This window comes from Enterococcus sp. 4E1_DIV0656 (assembly GCF_002140695.1).
Classification (GTDB): Bacteria; Bacillota; Bacilli; order Lactobacillales; family Enterococcaceae; genus Enterococcus_D; species Enterococcus_D entomosocium.
Genome location: NZ_NGLF01000001.1, coordinates 272,132 through 291,838 on the forward strand (window position 1 = coordinate 272,132; position 19,707 = coordinate 291,838).

Sequence of the window (19,707 nt, forward strand, 5' to 3'; positions counted from 1 at the left end):
TTGCTATCTCTCCTTTATCCAAATACCACCATCAGCCTTCGTAGCGAGCAATTGGGTTGTCTCCGCTAACTGACAGTCAATATCGCGATCCTTTAAACTGATTTTAACAGGTTCTCCTTGATAAAAGAGCGTAAATTTTAGTTCTTTTATTTTCTGTGGCAAATGATTCGCTAATCGCAGGCCTTGATCGTAATACAACCCTGCAAAACCGTAAATCAAGCTCAGCCAGCTTCCCCCCATATTTGCTGCGTGAATGCCATCGACAACATTTTTTTGGAGATCCGTTAAATCCATCAAAGCCGTATCCATAAAATAACGATAGGCTTTTTCAGAATCCCCAATTCGACTCGCCATCACGCTAAAAATAGAACGAGACAAGGAGGAATCATGCGTCGTCACTTGTTCGTAATAGTCATAATCTTTTTTTAATTGCTCAAGACTGAAGTCTCCTGTATAGAGCATTTGGGCCAAAACCGTATCGGCTTGCTTACAGACTTGATGTTTGTAGATGACCATTGGATGATAATGCAGCAGGAGAGGATACTTTTCAGCAGGTGTAGTTTCAAATGGCCAGACTGCTTGTTCTAAGAATCCATCGTCTTGCTTCGTAATCCCTCGCTGTTCATCGTAACCAAAGTACATTAAGTCGGCTGCTTGCTGCCAAGCACTAATTGTTTCTTGGTATTTACCATACCGCTGTGCTAACTCAATGGCATAATATAGATTATTTTGAACCATTTTATTCGTATAAAAATTATTATTAACAAGGGCACTGTACTCATCAGGTCCAGTCACTCCATTGATGCAAAAGGCAAGTTTGCCCTCTTTTTCTACTAGATCGCCATAGCTCAACCAGAATTTCGCCGTTTCAAAAACAACTTCACTGCCAACCGTTTCGATGAATGCCTGGTCGCCAGTCACTCGTTCATACAATTGGAATGCATAAACGATATCCGCATTGATATGGACTTGGGCAGTTCCCGCTGGATAATAAGCACTCGTCTCATTTCCATCAATTGTTCGCCAAGCAAACAAAGCACCCTCTTGGCTTAGCTCCTGCGCCCGTTGTTTGGCTTGCGGCAAGATCTTCCCGCGATAGGAAAGCAATGCCTTGGCTATTTCAGGGTTCGTGAAAATAAAAAACGGCAACAGATACATTTCCGTATCCCAGAAGTAATGCCCTTCATATCCCTCGCCAGTCAATCCTTTGGCTGCGAAATTTGTTCTGCCGTCTCGCCCCGCACCTTGATTCAAATGAAACAAATTGAACCGAATGCCTTTTTGAAGAACTGGATCTCCTTCGATTTGGATATCACTTGCCGCCCAAAATTGCTGATAACTTTGTTGCTGCTCTTGCAAGAGAACTTCAAAATCGGCTAACTCTTGGTTAAAAGGTGTTTCGTGATTTTGATTATCTTCAAGTAGTTTCATTTGGAAAACCGTCGTAAGCGTTTCCTCTGCTTGTAATTGCTTTTCGCCATTGATCACTCGAATTGCTATACTTCGTTGACTATTTTCAGCAGTCCAAATCGCATAATCCTGATAATCAGCTTTTCGTAAGTGATGTGCTTTACTGGCAACCCGAGGATCATCTGTTTGAACAATTGCTGCTTTTTGTTCTAACGGATGTGTCATGGAAATTGGCTCTGAGAAATTGGTGTTCTTAATTTGATACTGACAGACGTAGAGTTCACTTCGTGTCATAGAGGCAAACGACTGCATCACCAATTCAAAAGTTTTACCTAGTGGCGTTACTACTTTATAGGATTCATCCAACACGCCTTTTTCCAAATCCAAAGTCATTTGTATAGGCTTTACTTGCCATTCTGAAGCACTAGAGTCCTCGTCACCAATCTGTAAACGTACGCCTCTTAGATTCGGCAGCTTGATGATCGTCTGATGCTCTTTGGCATAGCCGTATGCCCATTCACCGTATTGAATCGGCTCACTATCAAAAAAACCGTTAACAAAGGAGCCCGGATTTCCCCCGTAAAGCTCATTAACTTTTAAAGGATGCCCTGCCCGCACGCCAATTTGACCATTGCCAACTGCAAACAATGTTTCTAAGTATTCAGGGGTTTGATGAGAAAGTTCCTGTGCTCTTACTTTAAATGAATCATTTTTCGCCATCCATTCGCACTCCTTGTAAGAAATATTTGTTGAACAGCAAGTAAATGATCACAATGGGAATGATCGTGATCACACTTGCCGCCATCGTCTGATCCCATCGTACACCACCATTTCGACTTTGGAAAGTCTGCAACCCTAGAGTCAAAGTATATTTACTTGGTGTGGTCAAATAGAGCATTGGTTTCATGAATTCATTCCAAAAGCCCATAAAAATAAAGACAGCTTGTGTTGCGATGGATGGTTTTGCTAATGGCATCACGATACGAAAGAATGTTTGAAATCTGCCGAGACCATCGATTGCCGCAGCTTCTTCCACATCTTTTGGAAAAGATAAAAAGAATTGACGCATCATAAAGATATTCCCGATGTTGATCGCAGCTGGTAAAATCAACGCTGAAAAACTATCTAACATTCCTAGATTCATCAAGATTAAGTAATTTGGAATCAACAAAACCTGAGCTGGCACCATCATCAATGCCAAAAATCCATAGTAAATTCGTTCACGCCCCGGAAAATTTAATCTTGCTAAGGCATAACCTGCCATCGTATTTAATAAAATATTGATGGTCGTTCCAATAACGGATATAGTCACGGAGTTTAGAAACCAGCGCATAAACAAAGAAGAGCGCCCCAAGACATATCGAAAATTGTCTAAAGTAAACTCATTGGGGATCAAACTCATATCCCCAGAAACAATTTCTCTATAGGGTTTGAAAGATGCAGCAATTGCCCAGACAAAAGGATAAAAGGTCAGTACTGCATAAAGAATCAAGATCGTATAGAGCAAGATCTTTAAAATTTTTGTTTTCTCTTTTCCTCTCACGGACGTTACCCTCTTTCTTTGTTCAATTTTTCTGCTAAAAGTGACGTGATAAAGATAATAATTGCTAAAACGATCGCTAATGCTGCCGCATACCCCATCGTGTTCATTTGTCCAAAGGCGTATTGGTAAATCATTAGTGACAAGGTCAGAGTCGAATTGTTGGGTCCCCCTGATCCGTTCGAGAAGATATACGCCTGGTCAAACATCTGAAAGGTACCAATGATCCCCGTCAGCAGTACATAGGTAGTGATTGGGCGTAGATAAGGAATCGTGATATACCGTAATTTATCCACGGTTGTCGCACCATCGATCTCTGCTGCTTCGTACAAAGAATGAGGCAGATCAACTAAAGAAGCCAAATAGATCGTCATATAATAAGGCACGGTCGACCAGATATTCATTACCATAATCACTTTCAACGCATAGGCCGGTTCTTGTAAAAAATTGATTGGTTCTGAGTAAAATCCTAAATTCATAAATAAGTCATTGACTGGACCGTAAATATTAAAAATAAACATAAAGATGATCGTCAATGCTGAACTAGAAGTTAAAGTTGGCAAAAAATAAACCATCCGAAACAGTTTCTTCCCCTTGATTCCTTTGCTGCTTAAAATATACGCGATAATCAAAGCAAAAATCGTTTGTAACGGAACGACGACCAAGGCAAACGTGGCCGTATTTCTAAGAGCGATTCGCGCTTTTTGATCGGTGAAGATACGTAAATAGTTTTCTATCCCTTTAAAAGAAAATGTATTGGTAAACAAATTGACGTCGTTGAAAGATAGATAAAAAGCAAAGAGAACAGCTAAGACGAAAAAGATTCCTACGACAATGATTGCTGGAGCCAGAAAGAGCCACGCTTGTCGGATTTCTTGCCATTGGCTTTTTGTATAGTTAGTTTTTTTTCGTTCCATCATGTTGTCACCTTTCCCAAAAGAAAAGAGAGAGGAGTTCCTCTCCCTCGTTCAAATTCAGACTAGTTTGCTGTAATATCTGCGTTCGCTTGTTCATCAGCAGCTTCCATTGCTTCTTCAAAGGTCATGTTTCCATTTAAAGCATTCGGTAAAAAGTTTTGATAGGCTTTGTTGATCGTATCTAAAGTGGTGCCCTTTTGCCAAATCGTTGCATAATCCCAAGCCTCTAGGTGAACATTCAAGTCACTGTTTTCTGTGATTTTGGCCGCATCTGCTACATCTTGACGACTAGGTAATGTCCCGGTTCCTTCAACCCATGCTTGCATACCGCTTTGACCAGTAGCGTGTTGAATCCATTTATCTGCCAAGGCACTTTTTTCAGTCCCAACATATTTTCCCCAACCGACAGAAAACATCATTGACCCTTCCGTTCCTTTATACGTTGGCATTTCTTTCACAACAAAAGGAATATCAGGAAATTCTGTCTTAAGTGTCTCATACACCCAGTTTCCTTCATCCATGATCGCAATTTTTCCAGAACCAAAAGCTTCGCCGTTCCAACCTGTTCCGATATCTTGCGGTGTAACAGCTGCTTTCGTATCGACCAACTCTTTTAAAATCGAAAGATTATCAACTACTGCTGGATCAGCCAAATTAGCCGTCCCATCTTCATTGATTGGTTGAGCATTTTCACGCGTTGCAAGATGATAGTTGCGAGCCATATCTTGGTTATAGCTCATGGCAAAAACATTTCCGTCACCATACGCCTCATTGATTTTTTCTTGGAACGACGGCAGCCACTCAACATACGCTTCAAGTGTGTCTGGCACTTCATCGATCGACACACCCGCTTCTTCAAAAATCGCTGTATTGAAATAGAGTGCTAAAGTTGACATATCTTTGGGAACAGCCTGCAGTTGTCCATCCGAAGTCGTAAAAGCATCGATCAAGCTATCATAAAACTGCTCACTTTCAAAATTAGCCGGATCCAGCTCTGCAAGTGTGCCATTCTCTGAGAACCATGGGAACATATAGGCATCCACGTAAAAGACATCTGGTGCCGTTCTACCAGCCATGTCAGCTTGAATTTGGGTATTATAATCGGTATATACTTTCTTTTCAACTGTAGCACCCGTTGCTTCTTCAAAAGATTGAATCATTTCATCCAACGATTTTTCTTCTGCCTCGTTGCCACCCCAAACACCGATCGTTAACGAATCCCCCGTGAAATCCGTCTGATCTGTCGAACTACTGGTGTCTTCGTTTCCCCCACAAGCTGCCAGCACCACTGCTCCAGACAATAGAAGCCCTGTTCCTACTACTTTTTTCCATCCAGTCATTTTATTTCCCCCTAAAAAGTGATTTTGATTTGTTCTTCAAGCAGATAAACCTTATCAAAAGCGATAAACTCAATCGCTTGCTCCCCATGGTTGGTGACCGTAAAACCTTCCTGTGTGACCTCAATCTTTAATGGCTGTTGGTGCCACATAATACCAAATTCAAGTGCTTCCCAAGCCTTTGGTAAATGTGGTTCGATTCTTAACTGGCCGTCTAAACAACGGACACCACCATAGCCGAAGACCGTCATTTGCCAAATACCGCCGAGTGATGCTGCATGAATCCCTTCATTGGAAGACAGCATATTTTCTCCCATATCAATGTTGATTGCTTGTTGAAACAAATCATAAGAAAGTGCTACTTCCCCTATATCAGCAGCGAGGATGGCATGTGTCGATAAGGATAAGGAAGAATCATGCAACGTTTTCGGCTCATAGTAATCCCAATTCAACCGTTTCTCTTCTTTTGGAAAAAGGTTCTCAAATAAGAACAAGAGCAAAAGAACATCCGCTTGTTTCGAAACTTGCATCTCGTTGACCTGCTCTAAGTTATACTCATGGAACAGTGTGCCTACTTGCGAATCATTTTTATATTTCGTGAGATCGATCTCTTTTTTCGTCAAATAGGTATCATCTTGCGGGATGATTCCCGCTTCATTCGGTTGCGGTAAATAAATAGCATTTACTTTTGCTTGCCATTCTTGATAAGCTTCATTTAATGGTAATTTTTCAGCTAGTTTCGCAAATTGTTCTGGCTGGTTCTTTTTCAACTCTTCATACAATGAAATAGCTAATTGAATGTTCCAGTGCGCAGTATGATTCGTGAAAGCATTATTATCGACATGCTCCTTATATTCATCTGGTCCGACTACGTCTAAAATTTCAAAGCGCTGGTTTTCTTCGGACCACTCTAAACGACTCGCCCAGAAGATCGCCGTATCAAAAATCACTTCATAGCCTTTTTCCCATGCAAATTGTTGATCATTCGTTACATCAATAAATTGTTTGATGCCGTAGGTGACATCGCTGGTAATATGCTGTTCAATAAATCCTGACCAAATTTTCGTTGGTAAGCCCGTAAGGATATCCGCAGCGCCCCAAACTGGCGTAGTCTCACCATCTTCAGGCCAAGCAGCTTCCCACGGAAATTGGGCGCCTTGATAGCCGTTCTCAGTAGCTTTTTTATGGGCACCAGCCAAACCTAAATAGCGATAAGTCACTAATTTTTTGGCGATTTCTGGGTGTGTGAAGGTAAAATATGGCAGCATAAAAATCTCTGTATCCCAAAAGGTATGTCCTTTGTACCCTTCCCCAGATAGGCCTTTGGCACCTATGTTCATGCGTTCGTCATGGGCTGGTGTCATCACATGTAGATGATATTTTGCAAAATGAATCGCTAATTGATCTAGTGTGTTCTCTGTCTTGATTTTGATTGGAAAGACGGACCAGACTTCTTTGTCCCATGCCGCTGCTGAAGCTTTTGCTAATTCCTGATAGCCGTTTTTGCGAATCTCTTTCAGCTCTTCAAGGGCAATCTTCTTCAAATCTTGTGGTGTCTTTCCTAAATGCTCTTTATCGATCGTGGTATAAACAGAAGAGAACTTCTCAAGCTTCAACGTCTCATTAGGTGCCAAGGTTTGCCAGTAACGATTGTAGATTTTCCGTCTTCCCATCTCGATCCGCTTCTTGGTTCCATCATAGCAATCTTCTGTTTTTTCTAGATTATGTGCTGTCGAAAGAACAAAGGCGATCTTAGATTGAGTGGTCTTTGGCATCATTTGTAAGAAACGATTTTCTGTTAATGATTTGTCACCTTCAGTAAAATGCTGTGAGCCGCTATTTGTCTTTTGTCCGTCAATACCAGAAATAATTTCCAACGTGACTTCTTTTCCTAAATTTTCGACCAGCACTTGTTGCGCAAACACATGCTTTTGGGCAAAGGAAACACATCGCTTAAAGGTCAGTTCGACATTAATCTGACCATGTTTCCATTGAAAGGAGCGCGTGAGTTCCCCAGTTCTCAAATTTAAGACACGTGAATAGTTTGAATATTTGCCTTTTGATAAATCTAATCGTTCGCCATCAAAAAGGAGCTCCATTCCAATCATATCCGGCACATTAGGAAGCTCAGTCACTTCATTTTCGTCGAATTTATTAAAGGTTCCTGCAACAAAAAGATTACGCGTTTCGCCAACATATTTCTCTTCTGTCACAGAGCGCATCCCCAGATACCCGTTGCCCAAACACATGATGGCTTCTGCTTTGCCTAACCATTTTGTATCAAAGGTCTTTTCCGTAATTTTCCAAGGGTCTTCTTTTAAATACTGCATCGCTGTCTCCATTTTTTCCTCCTATTTCTTCAGAAAACGTTTTAGTTTCTTTCAAAAATTTTTTATTTATAAAAATAGTTATTGGACCGAAACAAAAGTACAATCAAGCCCATGAAATAACTACCAATTACTAGGACAATTGCTGCGTTAAGAAACACCCATCCTACGATCAAGTGGAGTGGCGCATAGTAAGCATAATCTCTAATTATTTTTGCGGCTTGGTATTCGTTTCGCCACTTCCAAGCAATAAGACTAGCACTAGCCCAAGCAAAAATAACTAACAAAAGTAGCGCTTGTGTATTGATCTCCAATAAAGGATTCCCTGTTAACAACTCATCGAAGGAGGTTTCGTTCATACTGATCATTCCCCTGTTTCTTATTGAACCCCACTACACTTTGTCCTAAAATGTCGTGTAACGTTTTTTTCGTACCTAGATAGAGGAAGAAAGAACCAGTGAAAAACAACCAACCGATCATTGGTAAAAAGTAGAGCAATTTTGCTACTTCCCTCATTCCTACAGTTAATAAATTACGTTGATTCGTAAAAACAACGAGTTTCGCAAAATGTTTGCCAATCGTTTTCCCCTCAAAACTACTCAAACAAATCATGTTGTAGACCACAAAGAGAAGTTGTGGCAAGACAATCGTTACTCCAGCAGGTACCATTAGGAGATAGCTAAGCATGGTACTTGGTAAAAAAATGATCATGCAATCAATCAAAAATGCTAGCAATCTTAGTAACAGCATATTTGTCCCCCTTTTTTCGAAAACCTTTTCGTTACATCCACATATTACCAGACATCTTTCCTCTATTCAAGCGTTTTCATAAAAAATAATTTTTATTTTTTTCCGATTTCCTAATGGAAAATCGCGTAAATACTAAAACGTTTTAGATTGTCTGTTTTTTTGCAAGCGATTTGGTTGGGAACCAGCTTTACTTGTGATACCATGAAGCAAATACGAAAGAAGGCGATTTCTTGGATTTATGGCTTACAAATGTACAACTTGAGACGAGTTATTTAAAAGAAGGCGATTGGTCTTATGGAACCAAAACAGAAAATACAGCAATCGGGATCAATGATGGAAAAATAGCGGAGATCGTGCCGATGACCGAATGGCAGGCATCAAGCGAAGCGACGATCATTGATGGGGGAAATCAGTTATTGTTGCCAGGATTGATCGAAAAACATTGTCATTTGGACAAAAGTAAATTAGGTACTCCTTGGCGTCCAGTAACGCCGGCAGCTAGCTTGGTGGAACGATTTGAAACTGAGATTCCCCAATTAGATGCCTTGCCGTTATCGATCAAAGAACGCGGACAAGCGCTGATCGATTTAGAACTGCCTCATGGTGCGGTGATGTTCCGCTCACATATTGATATTGAACCAATGACTCAGCTGCGTTATTTTGATGCGATTACCGAATTAGTTGCCGAACAACCTTTTGGCTCGGAGTTGGTCTTATTCCCACAACATGGCTTATTGCGCTCAAATGCTGCTTCTTTGATTGAAGAAGCCTTAGCAACGGGCAAAGCATCTTTTATTGGCGGTGTTGATCCTTATACACTCGATCAAGATTACCAGGCTTCCTTACGGACAACTTTTGAACTTGCTCAAAAAGGACATGTCGGGATTGACCTCCATCTTCACGATCGGCAAGAAGCTGGCAGAGCGACCGTCAAAGAAATGATTCGTTTGACGAAGGAATTCAATATGCAAGGAAATGTGGCGATCAGTCACGCCTTTGGTCTAAATGACTTTGAAGGCACAGAACGCAAAGAAGTCTTTCAAGCCTTAGCAGATTTAGAGATCCACATCATTTCAAGTATTCCCATCAGCCCTGGCACGATTCCACCGCTTAAGGAATTGCAAAGCTATGGCGTTGCTGTTCATATTGGTTGCGACAACGTCTATGATTCTTGGTCTTCTCTAGGAGATGGTTCTTTACAAGAAAAACTGGCCCGCTATTCAGAGATTTTTGCCGTCAAAAGTCAGGAAGACTTGACGCAAGCATTAGGTTTAGTCACGGATGGCAAAGTCCCATTGGATAAAAACGGTGCGCAGCAATGGCCTAAGGTTGGTGATTCGGCTGATTTCTTACTGACACCAGCTACTTGTACGGCAGAATTCGTTGCCCGTAAAGGCTTCGTCAGCAAAAGCTTTTATCACGGAACAGTTGTTTTCACCGCATAAATCTTACCTATATAAAAGGCATCTGCGCTTCTTTTTAGAGGCGCAGATGCCTTTTTTCAGGAATAGTCGTTTGCTAATTGTACATAGTCTTTCAGGTAAATGAATCAACCTGCTGCTTCATAAACTCTTCTATTTCACTTTTTAGTGGCATTCCTGTTTGAGCCCCCAGCTTTTGAACGGACAGACTAGCTCCATTATTCGCCATAGAAACGGCTTCATAAAAATCGGCTTCTTCCCCTAAAGCTGCTGCCAAGATGCCATTAAAGGTATCCCCCGCACCGGTAGTGTCTACAACTGAAACTTTGTTCGATGGAATCGTCACAACTTGTGACTTTTCTACAAATGTTACCCCTTTGCTTCCTCGTGTGACAACGATTCGCGTGGCATATTTTTTTTGCCAATCAGCAATGACCTGCTCAATTTCGTCTTCCAAAATGGCCTCTTTACCGATCAAAGCGGCAAATTCCGTTTCATTTGGTGTCAAAATATCAATATACGGCAGGAGTTCCGGTACGATTTCATTGTAAGGAGCAGGATTCAAAATCGTTAGAACTCCTTTTTTCTTGGCAAGAATCAATGCTTGTTTGATTGTTTCCACAGGAATTTCCAGTTGAGTAAGTAAGATATCCCCTTGTGAAAGTTCACTGATTGTTTGCTGAACGTAGGCTTCATCGATCAGTCCATTCGCACCGGGGACGACAGTGATACAATTATCCTCTGCTAATTTAAAAATACTCGCAATTCCTGTGAACATATTTTTTTCACGGGAAACAGCCGATAAATCGAGAGCTTCTCTGCTGAGGTGCTGAAGAACCTTTTCCCCAAAAGTATCTTCCCCGATTTTCCCTAAAAATTTTGTTGATGCACCGTAACGAGAAGCTGCCACTGCTTGATTTGCTCCTTTGCCCCCGACAAAATAATCAATTTGCTCCCCAATGATCGTTTCGCCGATCCTCGGCATTCGTGTTGTCGTGATCACGATATCCATGTTCACACTACCTAAAATCGTTATCTTACTCAAAAAATCACCTATTTCTCTTGAATATATAAAAAGGACCAAAGGCTTCCCGACCCTCAATGGTCGTTTCACCAACCTTTAAAAACCCTGTTTTTACAAATAATCGCTGCATGGGCAGATTGGTATGATTTGTGATTGAAAGAAGTGTTTCCCCTTCATCACACTGTTGTTCCAAACAGCTTCTGATCCACTGGCGGCCAAAGCCTTGCCCCGCTTGAGATGGTCTCGCAACGAGTCGCTGAATCGTTCTTATCCCATGATATTCTTTGCTACAATTTGACAATGAGTCAACTGACAAAACACCGACACTTACAATGTTTTTATTTTCATCCTTCAACACCAACAGTTCCTTTTTCTCGATATCCTTCGCTAAGATTTCTAGGGAGGGATAAGTATCAGTCCACTGGTAGATTTTCCTTCTATTCATCTGCTGCTTTGCTTCGATGAACAGTTGAAAAATCTCTGCTAATTCTTGCCGTGACGCCCTTTGTAGTTCATTCATGACTCTAGTAAGGGAGCAATACCAACGACAAAATGACCACTGCTATAATCCCAACGATCGTTGGAACGCTGGTTCGTTTCAGTAACCGAACAGGGCTGACGTCGATTGAAGAAGACACAATCATAATTACAGCGGCAACTGGTGAGATCGTTCTGCCAAGATTGGCGATCATCTGCATTGGCAAGGCGATCAAAATCCCGTCAATTCCCGCTTTAGCGGCAATATCGGGAATCAGTTCAATCACAGCGTAAAACATCGCCAATCCTCCGCCACTCAAAATACCGAACAATGCGGTTGCGCCGCTGAATATCAATGCCGTTAACACGCCAGCAGATTGAGAATTTTCTACCGCACTCATTAGTGAATCAATCACTCCTAAGCTTTGGATAGCTGTGGTAAATAATGATCCACCCACAACCAACATGACTACTTGACTAAACCCTTGTCCCATTCCTTTGAATAGTTCCACTGCACTTTCGTGCGCGATTTTGAAAGATTTCTTTCTCAAACATTCAATCAGTAATGCGACAAAAAAGGAAATCATCGTTAGGACGAAAATATCCATTGTTACACCTTCTTTGAATATACCGATTATACCAACGATAATGATCAACACCAAAGGAAGGAGTGGTAAAATTGCATAAAATCCAGGAACAGCCGTTTCTTCTGACTTACTTTCAATTTCTTTTAGTTCTACAAAGGCATCTTTGCCTTCTTTTTTATCACAATACGTTTGCCAAAAGTAATGAACAATGGCCATGATCAGCAATGTTGGGATGGAAATTTTCGCATGGTACAGAACATAAGTTAAGATGTTGTAATTCAATGTCTGAGCCGCAATCACATTATCCGCACCTAATGGCGTCGGCATGATCGTGGCAGTCATTGCGATAACACCGGCTGCTGTTAAGGAAGAGATACCAATCCCTTGAAGCAGTGGATAAAGGATTGCCATCAAAATTATTGCCAAACTAGATGCACTTGGGACGACTAACGACATCAAATTCCCTAATAAGAAAACGATCGGAATAAATAATGCCTTAGACTTGATTTTGGTCATTGGCTGAACCAGGATATTGACAGCTTTTTGATTGGCACCAATGAGATTCATATAACCTGAATATCCGAATAAGATCATGATCACTAGACCAGCAGAACTTACTTGAGAGATGATCGTATCTTTAAGCTTTAAAAAAATATCGAATAAGGCCAAGCCAGTCCCTTCGCCTTCTGGGTAAAGCGGATTTCCTAAAGCAACGGATGCACAAAGCAAGACAAGTGCCCCAATAATCAAAATCAATGCTGGATTATAACTCTTAATAATAAAATATCCGACGATCCCCAAAACAACGAGTACTAAAATCGCTTCTATCATTTCTTTCCCCTCCTATTTACACTTGCTGATTGCCTGTAAAAACCATTCTTTAAAGAGCGCTTCATCGATATCGACACAAACACGGCAATTGTTTTTCTGCTTCAGACGATTGTTGAGATCGACAATTGTCGCACCTGCTGTGTAGGCTCCTTGTGTTTCGATCGCAACAAAAGTCTCTTGAACAGTGAACATCTCTGGACACAAAAGATAAGCGATCGCGCAACTGTCATACATTTTCAGCCCCGTGCCAAAACTGCCACCACGATATTTTTTGAATAATTGAACCATCATATCTCCGGTTTGATTCATTTCTTTGATTTTTGCGCTGTCTTCTGGGTAAACAAGCGCTTTGGCGCCCACATCTAATGGTGCTACAGAAAGTGGTAAGCCGCTCTCAAAAACAATCGTTGCAGCCTCGGGGTCAATCGCAATATTGAACTCTGACAATACACCAAAGTTTCCTCTACCTAAGGCTCCGCCCATTAAAACGATCTCATCGATTTTTTCTTTGACTTCTGGATAAATCTTAAGCAAAAGAGCAATATTCGTTAGAGGACCTAATGCGACAATTGTGATTTTTTCTTTATTCTTTTTGATCGTTTGATACATCGCTTCCACAGCTGAAGTTTCCAGCAGCAATGAACGATCTGGTTCTGGAAATGAATAGCCGGCCATTCCTGTGACCCCATGAACATCGCTGGCATCTTTGACTGCTCGCGTTAGTGGCTGAGATGCACCTTGTGCTGCTGGAATCGACAAATTCCAAAAGGAAAGCAGTTTCAGTAAATTATTGGTGACATGTTCAATACCGACATTTCCGGCCACTGTCGTGATCAACTTGACCTCCAAGACTTCACTAAATAGAGCAATTCCCAACGCAACTGCATCATCGATCCCCGGATCCGTATCAATAATGACTTCTTTTTTTGACATACGTATTCTCCTCTCACCTTTGATAAAACGTTTTATCATTTTTCTAAAAAAAGCGAACATCTGATAAAGCGTTTTATCTAATGTTCACACAAAGAATAACATCGTTTTAAAGCGCTGTCAATAGTAAAAAAAGAGTTTCGCTAGGAAACTCTTTCAGTCACACTGTTCTTTTTTATCAATCTAGGTGTCAATTGGACGTAACGTGGCTTCTGTCCGCTGATTGCATTCATCAAGGCAAGAACCGTTTTTTCACCTAAATCATTTACATCTTGTTCCACAGACGTTAGAGATACTTCTAAAAGATCATTCAAAACAAGATTGTCGTATCCTACGATCGAAACATCCTCTGGAACCTTGATTCCTAGTTCTTTGGCACGCTTCATAATTCCCAATGCAATCAAGTCGTTGCCAGCAACAATGCCGGTTACATCTCGGTTTTTTAAGAGAATGTCTGCTTTTTCATAGGCGTCTTCAAATTGGAACTTTGTTACCACATGCCAACTGTCTTTTCGTTGGAGATTGAATTCCTTCAGCGCATCTAAATAGCCTTGGTATCGATACACACAATTGATATTTTTATCAGGGTTCATCATCGTGCCGATCTTTTTGTGTCCTTTTTTTATTAGCTCACTGGTAGCAATATATCCCCCATGCCGATTATTATAAAAGACTTGATCGACCTCAAAGTTATCTATTCCTCTATCAACCAAAACGATTGGAACCGAAAGATTCTTCAATCGTTCTTTGGTTTGTACCTCATCCGCGTAGGATTCGGTTGAAAGGGCGATGATCAACGCATCAACGTTGCGGTCAATCAGGAGCTGAATCAATTCCTTCTCAACGTCAACTTTATCATCTGAGTTGACCAAAATCAGCAGATACCCCTGTTTTCGCAGCAAATCTTCTAAGACCTTGGCCAAGTTGGCAAAAAAAGGATTGTTGATATCTGGGATGATCAGTCCGATCGTATTGGTTTTTTTCAAAACCAGGCTTTTAGCCGCAGCATTCGGCGTATAATTGTTTTCTGCCGCCAAGCGCTTGATTTGCTGTTTTTTTTCTTCTGTGATCCGAATCGGTTTGTCATTTAACACTTGAGAAACGGCTGCGATCGATACACCTACTTCTTTTGCAATGTCTTTTAATCTGACTTTCACTGAATACCCCTTTCGCTTTCCTAATTTTGTAAATGAACCAAGCACTCAATCTTATGTTTTCAGTAAATCCTTTTTATACTGCTGAAAAAACGGATTTGAGAATTAGACAAAGATGATTGATTAAAGATTATACTGTTTTTTTGAATTCCTCTTAGATGTTCCACCTCACCCAATCAGCAAACAATTCTGGCCAACGGACAACCGATGCTTCGATCCCGTGTTGATTGCCGTTGGCGGTTTCCGGTGTTCCTAAACTTAGTCCATGACCACCGCGAGGGAAAATGTGCAGCTCATAAGGTATATTAAATTTGCGCAGCTGTTCGGCAAAAAGGAGGCTGTTTTCCGCCAAGACTAATCCATCTTCTAACGTATGCCAAAGAAACGTCGGCGGTGTCTGTTCATTGACTAAAGTCTCTAAAGACAAAGCGGCTTTTTCTGTTTCATAGCGATCTGCTAATAATGAACGGAAGGAATCTTGGTGCCCAAGTTCACCACTAGATAAGACCGGATAACTCAACAGTAACCCGTTAGGTCGCCATTCTTCATTGGCTCCTTGTAAAGCCTCTGCTAGAAAAGGTTGCTGCCAAGACACACCCAGATTAGTAGCTAAGTGACCACCAGCTGAAAAACCGGCAACAATGATTTTTTCAGGATCGACGTGCCAGACCTCATGATTGGTGCGCACAAGACGAACGGCAGCCGCCAATTCCTTTAAGGCTAACGGATAGACAGCCGGTTTGATACTATAATGCAACACAAAGGCTTGGAAACCAAAGCTCATCATTTTGATGGCGATGGGTTCCGCTTCGCGATCAGACAACATTTCATAGCCGCCGCCAGGACAGATGATGACCGCTGGTCGAACACGATCTGGTTCCATTTCAGGAGAATTTTCCATGACATACGTGGTTAAACTGGCTTGGCTTTCTGGTAAAAGTGCGGTTCTTTTTTCATGTATCACGGATTGCGCCTCATTTCATTGTAATTTTATAGACGATTGGTTGGTCGGTTTCAATTGGTTCAAAAGTTAGTTGCAAGCCTTCATCGGTCACTTGCCAATCAATAGGCTGTTCTTCGTGTCCTAGAATCGTCACGGTTTGGATGATGCCGTGAAATTCTGGCAAATTTTGATCTTTAGACTGGGCCAGTGCTTGGATCCTTGCGTGTCCATTCTCAGGACTTGCCATGCCAATAGCATACAACGAATCCCCCTGAACCGTAAAGCGGAAATCCTGGCTCGTGTATGTCGTCGCCTGTGCCTCTTGAAATTGGCCTGAGACAACGGTCGTGGGTCCTTCCCCGGCTTTGCGCCATGGTTTCGCTTCATAAATGGCTTCACCGTTTACATCCAGCCACGCACCGATTTCTTTTAAGATCGTTTGATCTTTTTCTGGGATCGAACCATTCCCTTTCGGCCCGATATTCAAAAGAAGATTGCCATTTTTACTGACGACTTCGATCAAATCCTGTAAAATCTCACGCGTTGTTTTGTAATCCAACGTTGTGGTATAACACCATGAATTGCGAGCGATCGCTGTATCTGTTTGCCAGTAAAAAGGTTGTGGTTCGGCAAATTTTCCCCGTTCGATCTCCACAATACCACTACCAAACATCATGGCATCGTGTTTGTAGCAGATACCAACTTGTTTGCCCCATTCAGCCCCACGATTGTAATAGTAAGCAGCGAAAACTTGCAGGTGCTCCTTGAAGGCTTCGTGTTGGATCCACCAATCAAAATACAGCAGCTCTGGTTGATAGTTGTCGACGAGTTCACAGGTTCGCAGTAGCCAATCATCTAAAAACTCTTTTGAGGGATATGGCTCGCTATACAAATCTTGATTATCAGGTTCTGGCATAGCAGGCCAATAAAAGTCGCCTTTTGCTAACGGTTCCTTGATGTCGCTGTCAAATTCCTTACCATGTCCCATGAAAAACCAATGTTCGGCACGATGAGATGAGGTGCAAAAATGCAGGCCTTGTTCCTCAGCTGCTTCTTTTAATTCCGCAAGAATATCTTTTTTCGGTCCCATAACTGCCGCATTCCATTCAGAAAGCTCGCTTTTGTACATCTGAAACCCATCGTGATGTTCTGCAACGGGAAAAAGATAATTGGCACCGGCTTGTTTGATCAGTCGAATCCACTCATTTGCATCGAATTTTTCTGCAGTAAATATGGGAATAAAGTCTTTGTAGCCGAAGTTTTTTTGCGGACCGTAGGTGTTGATATGGTGATCGTATTCCGGATGGTCTTTGATGTACATATTTCTGGAGTACCACTCGTTATTAAATGCAGGAACACTATACAATCCCCAATGAATGAAGACCCCAAATTTTGCTTTGGGGAACCATTCCGGTAGAACAAAAGCGCCCAAAGATTGCCAATTTGGGAAAAAGGGGCCTTGATGCGCGACTTGGTGGATCGTTTCTACTGTGATCATGGTCTTTCCTCCAAAATACCGACTGTTTCCAGCCATGTTTTTGCAATCAACACATGTCCTGCAGTCGACGGATGCACACGATCACTGCTTAAGACATAGGATGACTGATAAAGCAAAAAATCATCAAACTTTTCCTGCGTATCTCCTAAAAGGATACCATACTCTTGCGCTACTTTAGCAAGCACGTGTTGGTAGTTGGTAAGCATTTCTCTTAGTGGATCTTCTTTGTTGGCTTCAACCATAAACGGGGTCAAGAGAATCATTCCTTTGACACTCGGTAATGTCTGAGCGATCAAATCACGCAACTCTGATTCAAATCTTTCAATCCCCACCAGTTCCGTTTGAGCAAATGTGCCATCAAAATGCCGCCACACATCATTTACACCGATCATGATCGTTACCCAATCTGGTTGAAATGCCAATACATCATCCTTCCAACGCTTCTTCAAATCGACGACTGTATCTCCACTGATGCCTCGGTTAACGATCATTAATTCCATTTGTGGGAGTAATGCTGTGGTATAGGCGTTGATCAGATGAACATAGCCGTCCCCCCATGACGACCATCCCGCAGGTATCGCTTGATAATTTCGATTACTATCTGTGATCGAATCCCCCATAAAAAGCAGACGATCTTTTTTATCCACTATCATTGTTTTCCTCCTTAAAGAAAGAAGACTGATCCGCTGGTGCTGGATCAATCTTCTTAAGTGATTGCTTAACCAAACGCTGTTTACTCACTTTTGTCAAGGAACCGTTGACCAACCATTTTTATGATTCTTTGTTTTTGATTAGTCCCCAAATTCTTTCGCTACTTCTACCCGTTTTTCGTTTTGATCTTTCGCATTATTCATGTCAAATTCTAGCACTGTTTGATAGCCTAAGCCGTCTGCTGTTTCTTGCATTTCTTTTAGCAATTGGTCAAATTCTGCTTCATCTTTGGCAAAAACCATTCGCCAAGAGTACTCGATGATTGTCGCTTTGGCTTGGTTCCGCAACGTAGAGATCTCTGAACTATCTTCTGGCGCTACATAGCTGGCACCAGGGGCAACTAACAATTGGTCGTTCTCCTCTAAATAGCCAATGGTCGATTCTGCACCACCCATATTTTTTGACCAATCTTCTTTTACAGGATCGGTTGTTTCATTTTGATAGCTTTCCCACATCGTATAAGCATATGGGAAGCCGGTATCAGGATTGATATCGATCGGTAATACCGTATTGACGTTTAGCGCGGATACACCATCTTTGTAACTTCCGCCACCATATTCTTCTGGCACATCCCCATCGCCATCTAGCAACGCTTGTTTCCCAAACTCAGTTAAGACAGGCTCGCCATCTTTCATTTCCCAAGTTAAGCCTTCAGGGCCACTACTACCGCTTGTTTGAGAAGAATTTGCTAACACGCCTTCTGAAGAGTAGAGCCAGTCAATAAAGGCTGCGATTCGCTCTGGGTCTTCGGCATTTGAACCGATCCCGATAAATTGTTTGCCACCGTAAACTTCCGCACCATAAGAGAAGATTTTTTGGTCTTGAATCGGTGCCAACATAAAGCCTTTTCCTTCATTCAAGTTCGTAGTCGTATTAAAAGCCGCTTGACCTAACCAAGGCCACCATGAGAATAAGACTTGTCCTTCTTGGAATTTGGCAAAAAGTGTATCGTAATTTTGCGTCGTTGATTCTGGATCCACTAAGCCCATTTGATTGGCTTGGAAATAAAACTTAAGTGCGCGAATATATTCAGAATCACTATCGAGAATGCTTTGATAATCAGAACCATCCGCTTTTGCCAAGACAAAACCTGATTCATCGTACCCATAGTAGGTGACCAGCTGTTTGCCTGCATTCATCATGTTGCCGTCCCAATCGCTGAATAGAGAAAACCCATAAACTTTTTTCCCAGAATCTGTTGTTGGATTGTCTTCTTGCATTTTTTGAATCACAGGAAGCAGGTCTTCCAATGTACCGATTTCTGGATATCCTTGATCCCCATAAAGATCCCAACGCACATAAGCACCAAATGTAGGATCTAATCCTTCTGAAGGATCGGTGGCTTTTAATGTAGAAACGGAAGTTGGAAAGCCATATAGACCATCGGCATCTTTGTTTAGATTTTGAACAGCCGCATCGAAGCGCTGAACATTTTCCATAGTTTCATAATACTCGCTCGCATCGGTCAACAAACCAGCTTCAACCAATTCGTTGTATTGTTGGCCATTATCAACAATGATCAAATCGCCCAAATCACCTGCTGCCGTCCTCGTTTGATAAAGAGTGTCTCCGTTTCCAGCAACGTTTGGTGCGATGATGTTCAATTCCATATTGAATTTATCCCGCACGATTTTGGCAAACCAACCTTCTTGCATCCCCATATAGTTGGCTAGCCCATTATAGACATCGATCGTGATCGTTTCATCGTAGCCACTTTCGCTGGAAGCAGCGTCTGTGTCAGAGTCAGCCGCTCCTCCACAGCCGGCTAAACTACCTAGCAATGTCATGCCTAACAAACCTGTTGTTACATATTTCGACATTTTTTTCATTTTCTTCCCTCTTTCTTTTTA

General features: G+C 41.7%; 17 protein-coding genes. 1 reads left to right on the forward strand and 16 read right to left on the reverse strand.

All coding sequences use genetic code 11. The features are described 5' to 3' along the window. Positions 1-3: 3 nt before the first annotated feature. From A5882_RS01255 to A5882_RS01285, 7 genes are all read right to left on the reverse strand, one after another. Positions 4-2,130, reverse strand: coding sequence for a glycoside hydrolase family 65 protein (locus A5882_RS01255; protein ID WP_016621629.1), 2,127 nt, complete (start codon positions 2,128-2,130; stop codon positions 4-6). Next, entirely contained in the window at positions 2,117-2,953 is an 837-nt protein-coding gene (locus A5882_RS01260) for a carbohydrate ABC transporter permease (RefSeq protein ID WP_008380621.1), read from the reverse strand. The genes A5882_RS01255 and A5882_RS01260 overlap by 14 nt, the downstream gene beginning before the upstream one ends. Positions 2,954-2,958: 5 nt before the next feature. Beyond that, positions 2,959-3,867, reverse strand: coding sequence for a carbohydrate ABC transporter permease (locus tag A5882_RS01265; RefSeq protein ID WP_008380619.1), 909 nt, complete (start codon positions 3,865-3,867; stop codon positions 2,959-2,961). A 62-nt stretch (positions 3,868-3,929) separates the two neighbouring features. Beyond that, positions 3,930-5,207 carry an extracellular solute-binding protein gene (locus A5882_RS01270; protein ID WP_005234084.1) on the reverse strand — a complete coding sequence of 426 codons (1,278 nt, stop codon included), beginning with the start codon at positions 5,205-5,207 and terminating at the stop codon, positions 3,930-3,932. Between the two features lie 11 nt (positions 5,208-5,218). After that, positions 5,219-7,546: a glycoside hydrolase family 65 protein gene (locus tag A5882_RS01275; RefSeq protein ID WP_086372342.1), complete on the reverse strand. Its 2,328-nt coding sequence runs from the start codon at positions 7,544-7,546 to the stop codon at positions 5,219-5,221. Between the two features lie 50 nt (positions 7,547-7,596). Beyond that, entirely contained in the window at positions 7,597-7,890 is a 294-nt protein-coding gene (locus tag A5882_RS01280) for a hypothetical protein (RefSeq protein WP_005234082.1), read from the reverse strand. Further along, complete coding sequence (locus A5882_RS01285; RefSeq protein ID WP_005234081.1) at positions 7,868-8,281, reverse strand: RDD family protein; 414 nt, start codon at positions 8,279-8,281, stop codon at positions 7,868-7,870. The genes A5882_RS01280 and A5882_RS01285 overlap by 23 nt, the downstream gene beginning before the upstream one ends. A gap of 230 nt (positions 8,282-8,511) precedes the next feature. On the opposite strand from A5882_RS01285, the gene A5882_RS01290 reads away from it, so the two are divergent. Continuing rightward, positions 8,512-9,726, forward strand: a complete 1,215-nt coding sequence (locus A5882_RS01290) for an amidohydrolase family protein (RefSeq protein WP_086372343.1) — start codon at positions 8,512-8,514, stop codon at positions 9,724-9,726. A 91-nt stretch (positions 9,727-9,817) separates the two neighbouring features. Here the strand turns inward: A5882_RS01290 and rbsK are convergent, their stop codons facing one another. From rbsK to A5882_RS01335, 9 genes are all read right to left on the reverse strand, one after another. After that, entirely contained in the window at positions 9,818-10,747 is a 930-nt protein-coding gene (rbsK, locus tag A5882_RS01295; RefSeq protein ID WP_086297986.1) for a ribokinase, read from the reverse strand. A 4-nt stretch (positions 10,748-10,751) separates the two neighbouring features. Then, positions 10,752-11,246 carry a GNAT family N-acetyltransferase gene (locus A5882_RS01300; protein ID WP_086297989.1) on the reverse strand — a complete coding sequence of 165 codons (495 nt, stop codon included), beginning with the start codon at positions 11,244-11,246 and terminating at the stop codon, positions 10,752-10,754. Between the two features lie 4 nt (positions 11,247-11,250). Beyond that, a complete protein-coding gene (gene dcuC / locus A5882_RS01305) occupies positions 11,251-12,621 on the reverse strand; it encodes a C4-dicarboxylate transporter DcuC (RefSeq protein WP_086372344.1) in 1,371 nt (456 codons plus the stop codon). A gap of 12 nt (positions 12,622-12,633) precedes the next feature. After that, complete coding sequence (gene rihC / locus A5882_RS01310) at positions 12,634-13,554, reverse strand: ribonucleoside hydrolase RihC (RefSeq protein WP_081117921.1); 921 nt, start codon at positions 13,552-13,554, stop codon at positions 12,634-12,636. A gap of 140 nt (positions 13,555-13,694) precedes the next feature. Then, positions 13,695-14,708, reverse strand: a complete 1,014-nt coding sequence (locus A5882_RS01315) for a LacI family DNA-binding transcriptional regulator (RefSeq protein ID WP_008380606.1) — start codon at positions 14,706-14,708, stop codon at positions 13,695-13,697. A 151-nt stretch (positions 14,709-14,859) separates the two neighbouring features. Beyond that, on the reverse strand, positions 14,860-15,669 hold the full coding sequence (locus A5882_RS01320) for an alpha/beta hydrolase (RefSeq protein ID WP_086372345.1): 810 nt from the start codon (positions 15,667-15,669) through the stop codon (positions 14,860-14,862). A gap of 10 nt (positions 15,670-15,679) precedes the next feature. Continuing rightward, positions 15,680-17,146 (reverse strand): alpha-L-fucosidase, encoded by a 1,467-nt coding sequence (locus A5882_RS01325; protein WP_086372346.1) that lies wholly within the window; start codon positions 17,144-17,146, stop codon positions 15,680-15,682. Continuing rightward, positions 17,143-17,799 carry an SGNH/GDSL hydrolase family protein gene (locus A5882_RS01330; RefSeq protein WP_005234072.1) on the reverse strand — a complete coding sequence of 219 codons (657 nt, stop codon included), beginning with the start codon at positions 17,797-17,799 and terminating at the stop codon, positions 17,143-17,145. The genes A5882_RS01325 and A5882_RS01330 overlap by 4 nt, the downstream gene beginning before the upstream one ends. 138 nt (positions 17,800-17,937) lie before the next feature. Beyond that, complete coding sequence (locus tag A5882_RS01335) at positions 17,938-19,686, reverse strand: ABC transporter substrate-binding protein (protein ID WP_005234070.1); 1,749 nt, start codon at positions 19,684-19,686, stop codon at positions 17,938-17,940. Positions 19,687-19,707 lie beyond the last annotated feature (21 nt).